Origin of the sequence: Streptomyces sp. NPDC057697 (assembly GCF_042799335.1) — a bacterium.
Classification (GTDB): domain Bacteria; phylum Actinomycetota; class Actinomycetes; order Streptomycetales; family Streptomycetaceae; genus Streptomyces.
The window spans coordinates 68051-81863 of record NZ_JBHVJA010000021.1 but is presented as its reverse complement, the minus strand read 5'-3'; the positions used below and the strand labels follow the sequence as shown (position 1 = coordinate 81863).

At 70.3% G+C, this 13813-nt stretch carries 11 protein-coding genes; 7 read left to right on the top strand and 4 right to left on the bottom strand.

Translation table 11 applies throughout. The features are described from left to right. Nucleotides 1–7: 7 nt before the first annotated feature. Nucleotides 8–2308, bottom strand: coding sequence for an FAD-dependent oxidoreductase (locus tag ACFVFH_RS34120; protein ID WP_383776323.1), 2301 nt, complete (start codon nucleotides 2306–2308; stop codon nucleotides 8–10). 434 nt (nucleotides 2309–2742) lie between these two features. Between ACFVFH_RS34120 and ACFVFH_RS34115 the strand changes: the two genes are divergently transcribed. From ACFVFH_RS34115 to mug, 6 genes are all read left to right on the top strand, one after another. Beyond that, complete coding sequence (locus ACFVFH_RS34115) at nucleotides 2743–3672, top strand: carbohydrate ABC transporter permease (protein WP_383776320.1); 930 nt, start codon at nucleotides 2743–2745, stop codon at nucleotides 3670–3672. After that, nucleotides 3669–4589, top strand: a complete 921-nt coding sequence (locus tag ACFVFH_RS34110) for a carbohydrate ABC transporter permease (protein ID WP_383776317.1) — start codon at nucleotides 3669–3671, stop codon at nucleotides 4587–4589. Before ACFVFH_RS34115 ends, ACFVFH_RS34110 begins: the two co-directional genes overlap by 4 nt. A 66-nt stretch (nucleotides 4590–4655) precedes the next feature. Beyond that, nucleotides 4656–5954 carry an extracellular solute-binding protein gene (locus tag ACFVFH_RS34105; protein ID WP_383776315.1) on the top strand — a complete coding sequence of 433 codons (1299 nt, stop codon included), beginning with the start codon at nucleotides 4656–4658 and terminating at the stop codon, nucleotides 5952–5954. A 225-nt stretch (nucleotides 5955–6179) separates the two neighbouring features. After that, complete coding sequence (locus tag ACFVFH_RS34100) at nucleotides 6180–7481, top strand: BNR-4 repeat-containing protein (RefSeq protein ID WP_383776313.1); 1302 nt, start codon at nucleotides 6180–6182, stop codon at nucleotides 7479–7481. Nucleotides 7482–7924: 443 nt separating this feature from the next. Continuing rightward, nucleotides 7925–9367, top strand: a complete 1443-nt coding sequence (gene purB, locus ACFVFH_RS34095; RefSeq protein WP_383776311.1) for an adenylosuccinate lyase — start codon at nucleotides 7925–7927, stop codon at nucleotides 9365–9367. A 19-nt stretch (nucleotides 9368–9386) separates the two neighbouring features. After that, nucleotides 9387–9950: a G/U mismatch-specific DNA glycosylase gene (gene mug, locus ACFVFH_RS34090; RefSeq protein ID WP_383776309.1), complete on the top strand. Its 564-nt coding sequence runs from the start codon at nucleotides 9387–9389 to the stop codon at nucleotides 9948–9950. 211 nt (nucleotides 9951–10161) lie between these two features. Here mug and ACFVFH_RS34085 read toward each other — a convergent pair whose 3' ends face one another. From ACFVFH_RS34085 to ACFVFH_RS34075, 3 genes are all read right to left on the bottom strand, one after another. Continuing rightward, nucleotides 10162–10599 carry a hypothetical protein gene (locus ACFVFH_RS34085; RefSeq protein ID WP_383776306.1) on the bottom strand — a complete coding sequence of 146 codons (438 nt, stop codon included), beginning with the start codon at nucleotides 10597–10599 and terminating at the stop codon, nucleotides 10162–10164. A 119-nt stretch (nucleotides 10600–10718) separates the two neighbouring features. Further along, a complete protein-coding gene (locus ACFVFH_RS34080) occupies nucleotides 10719–11456 on the bottom strand; it encodes an ABC transporter permease (protein ID WP_383776303.1) in 738 nt (245 codons plus the stop codon). A 2-nt stretch (nucleotides 11457–11458) separates the two neighbouring features. Then, nucleotides 11459–12391 carry an ATP-binding cassette domain-containing protein gene (locus tag ACFVFH_RS34075; protein WP_383776300.1) on the bottom strand — a complete coding sequence of 311 codons (933 nt, stop codon included), beginning with the start codon at nucleotides 12389–12391 and terminating at the stop codon, nucleotides 11459–11461. 108 nt (nucleotides 12392–12499) lie between these two features. Between ACFVFH_RS34075 and ACFVFH_RS34070 the strand changes: the two genes are divergently transcribed. After that, nucleotides 12500–13681: a sensor histidine kinase gene (locus tag ACFVFH_RS34070; protein WP_383776298.1), complete on the top strand. Its 1182-nt coding sequence runs from the start codon at nucleotides 12500–12502 to the stop codon at nucleotides 13679–13681. Nucleotides 13682–13813: the final 132 nt, after the last annotated feature.

Sequence of the window (13813 nt, the reverse complement as noted above, 5' to 3'; positions counted from 1 at the left end):
CGTGCGACTACGCTCCGTACGCCTTGAAGGCGGTCACGTGCGCGTGCCGCGCCCCGTGGGTCGCGTCGACCACGAGCCGCAGCGCGTCGGTGCGCACCGGCCCGCCGTCCGGGCCCTCCAGCGCGTGCACGCGGTGGCGGCGGCGGTTGCCCGTCACGGTCAGCAGCGTGTGCCAGGTGCCGTCGGGCTCGCGGCTCTGGACGCGGTAGTCGCGGACCAGTTCCGGCATGACCTCGAACGGGGTGCGGTGCCGGTGCAGGTTGTTGAGGTACTCGTCGACGTCGTCGTCGAACACCAGGCGCGTCTCGGTGAGCTCGTGCGCCTCGTCCCAGTCGAGGCGCAGCCACTGGGCGGCCCGGTCGGTGTCGGGCAGCGCTTCGGACGACCACATCTGCGGTCCCCCGTAGGCGCGCTGGAATCCGCCGACGGCACGCTCGGGCAGGAACGCGGCGGTGTCCGGGGCGGCCCGGAAGGCGAAGGTCCGGCGGCGCAGGCCGCGGGCCTGCCACTCCAGGACCAGCTGCCCCTCCTCCTCCGGGATGTCGTGGTCGACGGCCGCGTCCCCGTCGACCCTGCTGCGCAGGGCGAGGACGCCGTCGGTGCGCTCGGGGACCAGGACCAGTGCCGCGTCCCGGCAGGCGCGCACGATCAGGACGACGTTCTCCGGGGCGTCCGGGCGGTGGTCGAGTCGGGCCGTGACCCAGTGCGGTCCGCCGGCGGGCACCGTCACCGAGGTGGTGAGCAGGTGGTCGACGGGGACCGCGTTCTCGGGGCGGCCGGTGCTCCACAGCTCCACGGTGAGTTCGCTCGTCCGCTCGTCCGGGGCGCCGTGGACGAGCAGGTCGACCGTGTCGAGCGCCGGGTCCACCGGAAGCAGCAGCCCGAGGTCGCGGCTGAGCGGGTACGGCTCACCGGGCACGTCGTCGGTGGGCTCGGCTGCCAGGCGGCTCAGGTGCGAGGAGGCGCTGACGCGGGCCGTGCGCGCCAGGTTGCCGGGGTCGTCGTCCAACAGGCCGATGACCGAGGCGTCCTGCCGCAGCAGGGTGCGGCGTACCAGCTCGGGGTGGTCGGTGGCGAGTTCGCGCGGGCCGATCCCTTCGGCGACGCACAGGGCGGCTGCCGTGCCCGCGGCCTCGCCGAGCGTGGCGCAGGTGGCCATGACACGGGTGGCACCGAAGGCGATGTGGGTGGCGGAGATGTTGCGCCCGGCGAACAGGAGGTTGGTGACGTTCTTCGAGTAGAGGGAGCGCAGCGGGATGTGGAAGACGCCGTCCGCGTACCGCTGGCGGGCGCCGGGCTCGTCGGCGTACATGCCCTGCACCGGGTGCAGATCGACGGACCAGCCGCCGAAGGCCACACGGTCGGTGAACTGCCGCTGTTCGAGGATGTCCTGCTGGGTCAGCATGTGGTCGCCGAGGAAGCGGCGGTACTCGCGCTTGCCGGGGAGGCTGCCGACCCATTCCAGGGTCAGGTTCTCGGCGTCCGGGAATTCGCCGGAGTTCTTGATGTGGTCCCAGATGCCCATGATCACGGCCTGGAGTTCATCGCGGATGCGCTCGTTGTCGTGGACGGTGTCCAGCTCGCCGCCCCACTCGATCCACCAGTAGTCGCAGCCGTTGTCGCCGGTGCGCAGGACGCGGTTGCGCAGGATGGGCGTGGTGGTGAGGTCGCGGGCGCTGTCGGGGCGCACGAACTTCACCGGCCGGCCGGTGTCCTTGGTGTGGAACAGGATCGTCGACCCGAGCAGCGCCTCGTCGCCGTCCTCCGGCGCCCAGGGCTCCCCGAACTCCGAGCGCGCCTCGCGGCCGATCCGGTAGTGGGCGCCGGCGAGGTGGCCGAGCAGGCCGTCGCCGGTGCAGTCGAGGAACTGCCGTGCGTGAAAGGTGATGCGCCGCTCGGAGCCCATCATCCAGCCCGTGCAGGAGTGCACCTGGCGTGCGTCGTCCGGGCCGCTCGCATCGGCCTCCCGGACGTCGGTGTTGAGGTACAGGTCGATGTTCGGCTCGGCCCGGACGGCGTCGAGGACCACCTGGTCCCAGTAGTACGGGTTCCCCTCGGGGTTGCGGTACTGGTTCTCGGTGTACAGCTCGCCCATGATGCCGGTCTCACGGGCCCAGCGGTGCACACCGTGGGCCGTGGCGCCGCAGACCCAGACGCGCACCTCGCTGCTGGCGTTGCCGCCCAGGACGGGCCGGTTGTTGACCAGGGCGACGCGTCGGCCGAGCCGGGCCGCGGCAATGGCCGCGCAGGTCCCCGCCAGGCCACCGCCGATGACGGCGATGTCGTAATGGACCTCTTCTTCCCGCACGGTGCGGCCTCCTTGGTGTGATGCTCGGATGCTCTCCGCCGCAGCGGAGCGGCCTTGAACGTACATCACATCCATATTGTGCAACCACTGTTCGTACAGTGGGATGTGTTGTAAGTTTCCAGCGCAGCCGACGACATCGCCGCCGTGGGCCAAAGCCAAGCTCATGGCATGTGCGGCACCTTCGCCGGCCTGTCCGGAACCGGCGATTCACCGACCAAAAGGGTTGACGCCGTCGCACGATATGGAGAACGATCCCGCATGCTGCAACTTGCGTTCGACGGAGCATGCATGGCGTGGGGACGGAGCCTCGGTCGAAGCAGGGGACGGCGCGGCTCGCCGCTCACTCCCGGCCACGTCACGTCCGTCCACCGGCGCACGGGCTCCCGTGCCATGCCCTGTACCACCGCTCCCGCCCCGTTCGAGAGGACACACCCATGAGTACGGCCGCACCTCCGCAGAAGGCCGCTCCACGCCGTGAGCGGTCCGGCGGACGGCTCTCCAACGGCGCGTTCGCACTGCTGCTGACCGCACCGGGGCTCGCCCTGTTCGCGGCGATCATCATCTATCCGCTGGTGTCCGCCCTGTTCACCGGCTTCTTCAAGCAGGATCTGCGCCTGCCGGGCCGGGAGTTCGTCGGCCTGGAGAACTTCAGCTACTGGCTGGACGGCGAGTTCCTCACGATCCTCAAGCAGACGCTGATCTTCACCGTCGGCGCGACGCTCGTCCCCTTCGTGGTCGGTTTCGCCCTGGCGCTCGCGCTGAACTCGGGCCTGAAGGGCAGCGGCTTCCTGCGCGGGCTGTTCCTCTTCCCCTGGGTGATCCCGGGCGTGGTGGTCTCCTTCCTCTGGATGTGGATCTTCAACGCGAACTACGGCGTACTGAACGGCGTCCTCATGAAGGCCGGGATCATCGAGGAGTCGATCTCCTGGCTCGGCCAGCCCGGCACCGCCATGCTGGCCGTCATCGTCACCAAGACCTGGGCGAGCTTCCCCTGGATGATGGTGATGCTCCTGGCCGGTCTGCAGACCGTGCCGAAGGAACTGCACGAGGCCGCGTCGATGGACGGGGCGGGCTCGATCCGGCGCTTCTTCGCCGTCACCTGGCCCCAGGTCCGCGGGGTCGCCTCGATCGTGCTGCTGCTGGAGTTCATCTGGAACTTCCAGCACTTCGACACCATCTACGTGCTCACCGGCGGCGGACCGGCCGGCACCACCGAGACCTTCGCGACCGCCGTGTACCAGACCGCCTTCAAGGGCTTCGACATCGGCCGGGCGACCGCGCTGGGCGGCCTGTGGATGGTGCTGCTGCTCATCCTGGTCGTCGTCTACCTCAGGATCACCGAGCGGAAGGGCGACGCCCGATGACCTCCATGACCACCACCCCGCTGTCCCGCGCCGACCGGCGGAGGGCCGCCGCCAGACCGGCCGGACGCACCTCGCGACGCCGGATGCGCAAGGACCTGCTGCGCTCGCGGATCGCCGCCTGGACCGCGGTCCTGGTGATCGGCGCCTTCGGCATGCTGCCGGTCTACTGGCTGCTGGTCACCGCCCTGAGCAGCCCCGAGCAGACCTTCCAGTTCCCGCCGAAGCTCATCCCGACCGAGATCACCTTCAGCAACTTCACGGCGCTCGCCGAGAACGACCAGCTGATCACCTACCTGGTCAACTCCCTCGTCGTGGCCTCGATCACCGCCGTGCTGAGCGTGGTCGTCGCCACGTACATGGGCTACTCGTTCTCCAAGTTCCGCTACCGCGGGCGGCGGTCGCTGATGCACATGGTGCTGGCCTCCCAGATGTTCCCGCAGGCGCTCCTGCTGGTGACGCTGTACGCGGTGTTCTCCAGCTTCGGCCTGCTGAACACGTACACCGCCCTGGTGCTGTCCTTCACCACGTTCACGATGCCGCTGTGCGTCTGGATGCTGAAGGGGATCTTCGACACCATCCCGGACGCGCTGCTGGAGGCCGCGTCCATCGACGGCGCGTCCCGCTGGCGGACGCTGCACTCCATCGTGGCGCCGCTGGCCGCGCCCGGGATGATCGCCGCCGGGCTGTTCGCCTTCGTCCGCGGCTGGAACGACTTCATCTTCGCGGTGACGCTGGCCGACAAGGAGAAGCAGACGCTGCCGCCCGGCCTCGTCTCCACCTACATCGGCGAGTTCCAGACGGCCTGGCCCGAGCTGATGGCCGCCTCGCTGGTGGTGTCCGCGCCGGTGGTCGTCGCCTTCATGTTCCTGCAGCGCTACCTCGTCGGCGGCATGACCGCCGGGTCGGTCAAGAGCTGAGCCGCCGGGCCCCGCCCGCACTCTCCCCCACGCACGTCCCCTTCCGCCCAATCCCATGGAGACACCATGACCACCTCTGGCATCACCCGGCGCGACGCACTGCGCATGTTCGGCATCGGCGCGCTCGGTGTGGCCGGCGTCGGCGCGCTCGGCGCCTGTGCGCCGTCCGGCGCCGGCACCTCCGGCGGCGGCGACACGAAGTCCAAGAACTTCGACTTCACCTCCTGGTCGCTCAACGAGGAGGCGGCCAAGCCCTCGATCGAGAAGATCATCGCGGCGTGGGAGAAGGCCGAGGGCTCCAAGGTCCGCGCGGTCTCGTACCCGTACAACGAGTACCTGAGCCAGCTCACCCTCAAGCTGGGCGGCGGCGAGACGACCGGCGCGGTGCACCTCGACATCGCCTGGCTCGCCGCGGTGGCGCAGATGGGCAAGCTCGCCGACCTCGGTTCCGTGGCCCTGAAGGGCGGCTACACCAACGTGGCGCTGGACAGCGGCATGTACGACGGCAAGCAGTACGGCCTGCCCTGGAACACCGGCTCCATCGGCGTGATCGCCAACTCCAAGCTCCTGGAGAAGGCCGGCATCAAGAAGCACCCGACCACCGTGGAGGAGTTCGAGGGCGCGCTGCGGGAGCTGAAGGGGCTCGGCGGCGGTGTCGTGCCCTACGCCGCGGCCACCAAGGTCGCGCAGCTCAAGGACATCTTCCCGTGGATGCAGACCTTCGGGTGCACGCTCCTGGAGGACAGCAAGGTGACCATCGGCGACGACGCCTCCATCGACGCGGTCACCTGGTACAAGAAGCTGCACGACGAGAAGCTGATCGCCGCCGACGTGGACCGCTTCGACGCCCGTGCCCTGTTCGGGCAGGGCAAGGCCGCCTTCTACGACGACGCCATCATCGGCAAGGGCGTGACCGCGGCGCAGTCCAAGGACAAGACGCTGGCCGACGCGATGCAGCCGATGAAGCGACCGGTGCTGCGCGCCGGGGACACCCCGCAGGCGCTGCTGTGGGGCGGTGTGATCGCGATCGTCAAGGGCAAGGGGCAGGACGCGGCCACGGAGTTCGCGCTGCACGCCACGTCCGACCGCGAGACCGTCACCGACTACTTCGCCGCCCGCGCGCTGCCGCCGTCGACCACGGCCGGCCTGGCCGACCCGAAGGTCGCGAAGGACACCTTCACCACCGAGTGGACCGAGAAGATCACGGACACGGCGACCGGCAGCCCGTTCTGGCAGTTCGCGCAGAACGCGCAGATCGAGGAGGCGGTGGCCAAGCAGGTCCAGGCGGTCCTGGTCGGCAAGTCGAAGCCGAAGGACGCGATGAAGAAGGCCGCCGAGGAGGTCACGGACCTCATCAGGCGCTGAACCGGAGCACGGCAGTCCGGGGCCCGGCGAAGGGGTACGCCCTTCGCCGGGCCCCTTGCCATGCCTGCATATTCCTTCCTTAGGACGTACTTCAGATCCGCATTGCGCAATCTCTATTCACAGTATGGGATCTGTTGTAAGTTTCCGGCGCGGCGGAGGGGTGGGCCGCTCTTCGGGTCCCTCCCGTTCCGCCCCCTCACCATCACGCCCGCGAAGGAGTTCACCTTGCGTCGTCCCACGGCACGCGCGTACGCCGCCTCGGCCGCGGCCCTGGCCGCTCTGCTCACGCTCGTCCCGGCCGCCCAGGCCGACAGCACGGACCTCACGGCAGCCTCGACCACGGTGATCGAGAAGGTCCCGTACGCGATGGACTCGTCGAACCAGGCCGCGTGGTGGACTCCGGCCGCCACGTACAAGGGCCGCGGCCAGTACACGTACTTCGCCTTCAACGAGCCCGGGGCGACGGCCGCCACGCACCGCCCCGCCATCGCGCGCCGCGACCCGGACGGGGTCTGGAGCCGTCTGCCGCTGCTCGACAAGAACGGTCAGCAGGCCGAGTTCGCCGACGACAACGGTCACAACCAGCCGTCCGTCGCGCGCGACGGCAGCGGCCGCCTGCACGTGTTCGCCTCCATGCACGCCAACGCCTGGCGCTACTTCCGCACCGAGGCCCCCGGCGGAGACGTCACGGACCACGCGGCCGAGCTGCCCGACCAGGGCGTGGGCATCACCTACCCGGTCGTGACGACCGCGCCCAACGGCGATCTGTACCTGGCCGCCCGCGTGGGCGCCGGTGCCGACCAGCGGCCCGGCAAGCTGTACCGCTGGGACAACACCGCCGCGCGGTGGAGCGTGGTCGCCACCTTCGCCGGTGCGCCGAACCGCTCCGTCTACCCCGACGACCTGACGGTGGACGCCGCCGGACGCGTGCACCTCCTGTACGAGTGGGCCAAGGCCCCGGCGACCGCTTTCCGGCACCAGCTCTCCTATCTGCGCTACGACCCGTCGACCGGTGCCTTCACGGACAGCGCGGGCGCGGCCACCACGACTCCGGTGACGCCCGCGACATCCGATGTGATCCAGGACCTCACCGCGGGCGAGGAGTGGAGCATCGACAACGCCTACACGGGTCCGGCGGTGCAGAGCGCCAAGCTCACCCTCGACGGCTCCACCCCGAAGGTCGCCTACCGCTACCGCTCGGCCGACAGCGCCGGCGACTTCCGCGTCTACTACGCGGCTCCGAGCGGCGGCGGCTGGGCCCGCCAGACCGTGTACTCCGGCGGCCAGACCGCCGCGGCCCTCGGCATCACCTGGGACGAGACGGACACCGGGCGCGTCTACTACGTGACCGGCTCCGGCACCGACCGCGTCTTCGCCGCGACGGCGACGGGCAGCACCTGGACCTCGCAGTCCGCCGCGCCGGGCGTGGGCGCGGACCGGCTCGCGGTGCGCCGCGACTCGGACGGGAACGACGTGCTGTACCTGCCGGACACCGCCCACGGCTCGCTGTACTACGGCCGCCGTTGATCTCCTGCGCCGTGAGCGCGCCGGGCGCCCTCGTGCCGGAGCACCGCGGCCCGCGGTGACCGGACCGCGGCCCGCCGCACCACGGAGCCCCGACCGGAGCCCCGCCGGATTCCCGGCGGGGCTCCGTCCATGTACGGCGCTTGCGGGCGCGCCGTTGCCCGGCCCGGCGCCTCCGGGCCCGGCGTCTCTGCGGCCAGCACCTCCGGGTGCGGCGTCGCTGCGCTCACGGAGGGGACCGGGCCGGGGTCGAAGCCACGGCCGAGACCGAAGCCGGGGCCGGGGCCGGGCCCGGGGCCGGGGCCGGGGCCGTCTCGTCCCGCAGGCGTCGCACGCGGTGCGCGAGAAGGTCACCCGGGCGGCGCCTCTGACCTGGTCCTTCCCTGACCCCGCGGACCCTGCGGGCGCTCACGGACCGCTGGAGACGGCAGGTAAGCTCTGGACACGTGACTGCTGTGTCTGCGAAGCCTCGCATCCCCAATGTCCTGGCCGGCCGCTACGCCTCCACGGAGCTGGCCGTCCTCTGGTCCCCCGAGCAGAAGGTGAAGCTGGAACGCCAGCTGTGGCTGGCGGTGCTGCGCGCTCAGAAGGACCTCGGGATCGAGGTACCGGACGCCGCGCTCGCCGATTACGAACGTGTCCTCGACCAGGTCGACCTGGCCTCGATCGCCGAGCGCGAGAAGGTCACCCGGCACGACGTCAAGGCCCGGATCGAGGAGTTCAACGCCCTCGCCGGCCACGAGCAGGTCCACAAGGGCATGACGTCCCGGGACCTCACGGAGAACGTCGAACAGCTTCAGATCCGGCTCTCCCTGGAACTGATGCGCGACCGCACGGTGGCGGTCCTGGCCAGGCTCGGCAAGCTGGCGGGCGAGTACCGCGAGCTGGTCATGGCCGGTCGCTCGCACAACGTCGCCGCTCAGGCGACCACGCTCGGCAAGCGCTTCGCGACAGCCGCCGACGAGCTCCTGGTGGCGTACGGGCGCCTGGAGGACCTGCTGGGCCGCTACCCGCTGCGCGGCATCAAGGGCCCCGTGGGCACGGCTCAGGACATGCTCGACCTGCTGGGCGGCGACGCCGGGAAGCTCGCGGACCTCGAACAGCGCATCGCCGCGCACCTGGGCTTCGCACAGGCCTTCACCTCGGTCGGCCAGGTCTACCCCCGCTCCCTCGACTACGACGTGGTGACCGCGCTGGTCCAGCTGGCCGCGGCGCCCTCGTCGGTGGCCAAGACGATCCGCCTGATGGCCGGGCACGAGCTGGTGACCGAGGGCTTCAAGCCGGGACAGGTCGGCTCGTCCGCGATGCCGCACAAGATGAACACCCGCTCCTGCGAGCGCGTCAACGGCCTGATGGTGATCCTGCGCGGCTACGCGTCGATGACCGGCGAACTGGCCGGCGACCAGTGGAACGAGGGCGACGTGTCCTGCTCCGTGGTCCGTCGTGTGGCGCTCCCGGACGCCTTCTTCGCGTTCGACGGTCTGCTGGAGACCTTCCTGACGGTGCTCGACGAGTTCGGAGCGTTCCCGGCCGTCGTCGCCCGCGAGCTGGACCGCTATCTCCCGTTCCTCGCCACGACCAAGGTCCTGATGGGCGCGGTGCGCGCGGGTGTCGGCCGTGAGGTCGCCCACGAGGCGATCAAGGAGAACGCCGTCGCGTCGGCCCTCGCCATGCGCGAGCAGGGCGCCGAGCGCAATGAGCTGCTCGACAAGCTCGCCGCCGACGACCGCATCCCGCTGGACCGCGCGCAGCTCGACGCCCTGATGGCCGACAAGCTCTCCTTCACGGGGGCGGCGGGCGACCAGGTCACCGCGTTGATCGCCCGCATCGAGGAGCTCGCCAAGCAGCACCCCGAGGCCGCCGCGTACACGCCGGGCTCCATCCTCTGACGGCCTCGACCGCAGCCCGATGACACCCGAAGAGCTCCAGGCCGCCCGCGACCGCACCGTTCCCGATGTGGTTGCGGGCGGCCTGCGTGTGCTGTTCTGCGGAATCAACCCGAGCCTCATGACAGGGGCTACGGGCCATCACTTCGCCCACCCCGGCAACCGCTTCTGGCCGGTACTCCACCGGTCCGGCTTCACCCCCCGGCAGTTGAAGCCGGACGAGCAGACCGAGCTGCTGCGGTACGGCCTGGGCATCACCAATGTGGTCGCGCGGGCCACCGCCCGCGCGGACGAGCTGTCCGCCGAGGAGTTCCGCGAGGGCGGGAAGATCCTCGCGGCGAAGGTCGAGGACCTGCGGCCGCAGTGGCTGGCGGTCGTCGGTGTCACCGCGTACCGCACCGCCTTCCGCAGGCCCTCGGCCCGCATCGGGCCGCAGGACCACACGATCGGCGATGCCCGTGTCTGGGCCCTGCCCAACCCCAGTGGACTGAACGCCCACTGGACCGCTCAGACCATGGCGGAGGAGTACGGACGCCTCCTCGCCCACGTCGACCCCGACACCGTCCGCACCATCGCCGGGCCCTGAAGCACCCCCGCACCGTCACACCCCCGACGTCTGCCCCTCACCGACTTCCACACCGGCACCGGGCCGTCTGCCGTGGCGACCGGCCCGGCACCGTCGCCCCCCTCGGGCAGAACCCCCGCGGCGCGGTTCACCCTCTCCCCGCCCGGTCGCCACGGCAGACGGCCCGGTGCCCGTTCGGCGGGGAGGGCCACTGGACAGCTGCCGGTTCGCCTCAGGGGGGATCGATCTCGGTCACCACGACGCTCAGCTCACACCCGGGACCTTCCTCCTCCAGGTAGAGCCCCATGGCGATCCAACGGTCCTCGATCCTCCACAGCTGGAGATACTCGCAGCCCGCAATCGTCTCGGCCCAGGCCTCCGGTATCTCCTCCCCGGAGGCCATCCGCTCCTGTGCGCTCCACAGGCTGACCATCTGCGGTTCGCCCCAGCGACCGGTGAGCAGCGTCAGCAGCGCGTCGTGCTCCGCGAGGCACTGGGCCCGGTGCTCCAGCCTCCGCACTTCGTCGTCGTCCCAGTGATCGACATCCGCGTGCAGGGATGCTGTGTGATACCCGGGCCCACTCACTCCCGAGCCGGACCGGATGCGCTCCGTGGGAAAGTCCAAGGTGCGCATCGTGTCGATGAGGCGGAGATGATGTGCGGTGGTCATGCCGCCAGTAAACCGCCCGGCACTGACAATCCGCTCGTCGACAGAAGCTTTGAGGCGGTTTCAGTGGTTCTGGGCCGCATGACGGATTCTCCGCACCGTCTCGAACTCGTCGTGGTGGTCTACGCGTCCCTGCGCCGGACCGCCCACCAGCCCGCCAGCAGTGCGGCCACGGCCCAGGCCGCGGTCACCGCGAGTCCGCCCCACGGCCCGAGGCTTCCCTCGGGGTTCTGCTGAAGCACCAACTGTCCCGCCCTGTCCGGCAGGAACTGTGCGACACCGCTGGAGGCATCGCCGACCACGAAGGAGACGATGAGCACGAACGGGATGAGCAGGCTGAGCGCGGCGACGGCGCTGCGCAGCACGACGGTGAGTCCGGCCGCCAACAGGGCCATCAACGCCAGGTAGACGCCGCCGCCGAACGCCGCGCGCAGAGCCCCCGGCTCGCCCAGGTCGATCGCGTACTTCCCCAGGAACAGCTGTCCCAGGAGGAAGGTACTGAAGCTGCTGACCAGGCCCACGGCGAGCGCCGGCGCCCCGACAACGGCCATCTTGGCGGCGTAGAGGAGATTGCGGCGCGGCACAGCGGCCAGTGATATCCGCAGAGCTCCGTTGAGGTACTCGCAGGAGAGTACGGTCGCCCCGAAGCTGATGGCCGCGATCTGCCCGAAGTTCAGTGCGTAGAAGGCGCCGAAGACCGGATCGGCACCGGTGTGGGACGCCTCCGACACACCGACGGTGGGGAAGACGAGCAAGGTGATGGCGAGGGTCACGACGAGGACGGCTATCAGTGATCCCGCCGCGGAACGGAGCGATCTCATCTTGATCCACTCGGAACGCAGCACTGCGGTGGTCGACATGGTCAGGCCTCCTGACGGTTGACGGACGGGGCCGACGCGAATTCCGTGGCATCGGCGGTGAGGTCGAGATATGCCTGTTCCAACGTGGCCTGCTCGTCGGCGAGTTCGAGGATCGCGATGCCTTCGGTGGCGGCTATCGCTCCGATCTCCCCTGCCTTGGCTCCCTCGACGGCCCAACGGCCGTCCTCGCCCCGCACAGGGTCGTACCCCCTGCGGACCAGAACGTCGCGCAGCCGTGCGGACTCGGTCGTGCGTACGTGTGCACGGGGTCTGCTGCGGGAGTCCAGGAACTCCTGCATCGGAAGGTCGGCGAGGAGCCGGCCGCGGCCGAGGATCACGAGCTGGTCCGCGAACGACGAGGTCTCGTTCATCAGATGGCTGGAGACCAGGACCGTACGTCCCTCGCGGGCGAGCCGCTTCATCAGCTCGCGGATCCAGATGATTCCCTCCGGGTCCAGGCCGTTGGACGGCTCGTCCAGCATCACCACCTCCGGATCACCCAGCAGGGCTGCCGCTATGCCCAGCCGCTGTCGCATACCGAGTGAGAAGGTCTTGATCCGAGCTGCGCCCACCTCGCCGAGGCCGGCCTCCTCCAGGACTTCCTCGACCCTGCGCGCACCGAGGCCGTTGCTGACCGCCAGGGCGAGCAGATGATTCCGCGCGGTGCGTGCGCCATGCGCGGCCTGGGCGTCCAGCAAGGCGCCCACCCGGCGCAGCGGATCGGTGAGGGTGGCGTAGGGCTGCCCGCCGATGGTGGCCGTGCCGCCGGTGGGCCGGTCGAGGCCGAGAACGAGTCGCATGGTGGTCGACTTGCCCGCGCCGTTGGGGCCGAGGAACCCGGTGACACGTCCGGGTCGCACGCTGAACGTCAGGTTGTCCACGGCGCGGGTCGTGCCGAATTCCTTGGTGAGTTCATGGACGTCGATGCTGGTCATGTCCCAAGCCTCGCGGCCGTGCCGCACGCCTCGCCTCCCCCACGAGCGGGTACCGTCTCCCTCTCGCGGGGGAGCCGCCACGGCCGGGCGCACTGGCACGATGGCCGCATGTTCCGTCTCCTGCACCCGCTCGCCGCATCGGCCACCTACACCCGGTGGCTTCATCTCCTCATGCCGATGGCGGGCTACAGCGTGTGGGTGTTCATCTCCCCGGAGACCCCCTGGGTGCCCGCGCTCCTCGCTGTGCCGGTCGGACTCGTGCCCGGCATGCGGCTCGCCGAGGGGATACAGGCACAGCTTCTGCTCGCGCCCGAGCAGAGAGGCCGTGCCCATCCCACGATCTCGGCCGCCAAAGCGGCTACGTGGCCCGATCGCTGGAGAACGGTGCTGTGGCTGGAAACGCGCATAGTGCTCGCGATTCCCGTGGGGTTCGCCACGGTGTGGCTGTCGGCAACCACGGTGGACATCGTCCTCACCTCATTCGGCAACGGCCCGAGCGATGAATCGCTGCTGCCCGCGGTGGAACCGCACTGGTGGTATGCCGTGCTGGCGCCCCTGCCGCTCCTGGTGCTGCTCTCCGTCGTCGTCATCAGCGGTCGGTTGGCCACCGCGTGCGCTCGACGTCTTCTCGGCCCTTCGCAGGTGCAGCGGTTGACCGCTCTGGAGGAGCGCACCGAGCAGTTGCTGGAGCGCAACCGCATCGCACGTGAGTTGCACGACTCGATCGGGCACGCGTTGACGGTCGCGGTCGTGCAGGCAGGCGCGGCCAGAGCGGCTCACGACCCGGACTTCACCGAACGGGCACTGGCCGCGATCGAGGAGACGGGCCGGGACGCGCTCGATGATCTGGAACGGGTCCTGCGGGTGCTGCGTGAATCCGGCCCCCCGATGGGGCAGCGGCCGACGCTGGTGGAAGCGGACCGGCTCCTGGACTCCGCGCGCGGTTCGGGTGCGAAGATCGACGCGGACGTGTCGGGTCCGTTGGAGCAGGTGCCGGGCGCGATATCCCGCGAGGGGTACCGCATTCTCCAGGAGTCCCTCACCAACGTGCTGCGTCATTCGGGGGCGGTTCCCGTCCGGGTGCGGATCGCCGTCGCCAACCGCCGGCTGGAGCTGGAAGTCACCAACCCGCTTACGCGGACGACTGTGGCACCGGGGGGCGGAAGCGGGCTGCGGGGCATTCGGGAGCGGGCCTCTCTGCTGGGCGGGAAGGCCGAGACGGGCCCGCACGAGGGGATATGGCGGGTGCATGTGAGCCTGCCGCTGGACGGTCTGAGGGTTGCTCCGTGAGCCGTGGAGAATCCGCCTGCGGCGGCGTCGGCCATCCGTCACGGGGCGGAGGTGGCACCTGCGTACCGGACCGACAGGGGCGCCCGGTGCGGCACCAGGAGCATCCACCAGGACGTCTCCGGACGGGTGGGC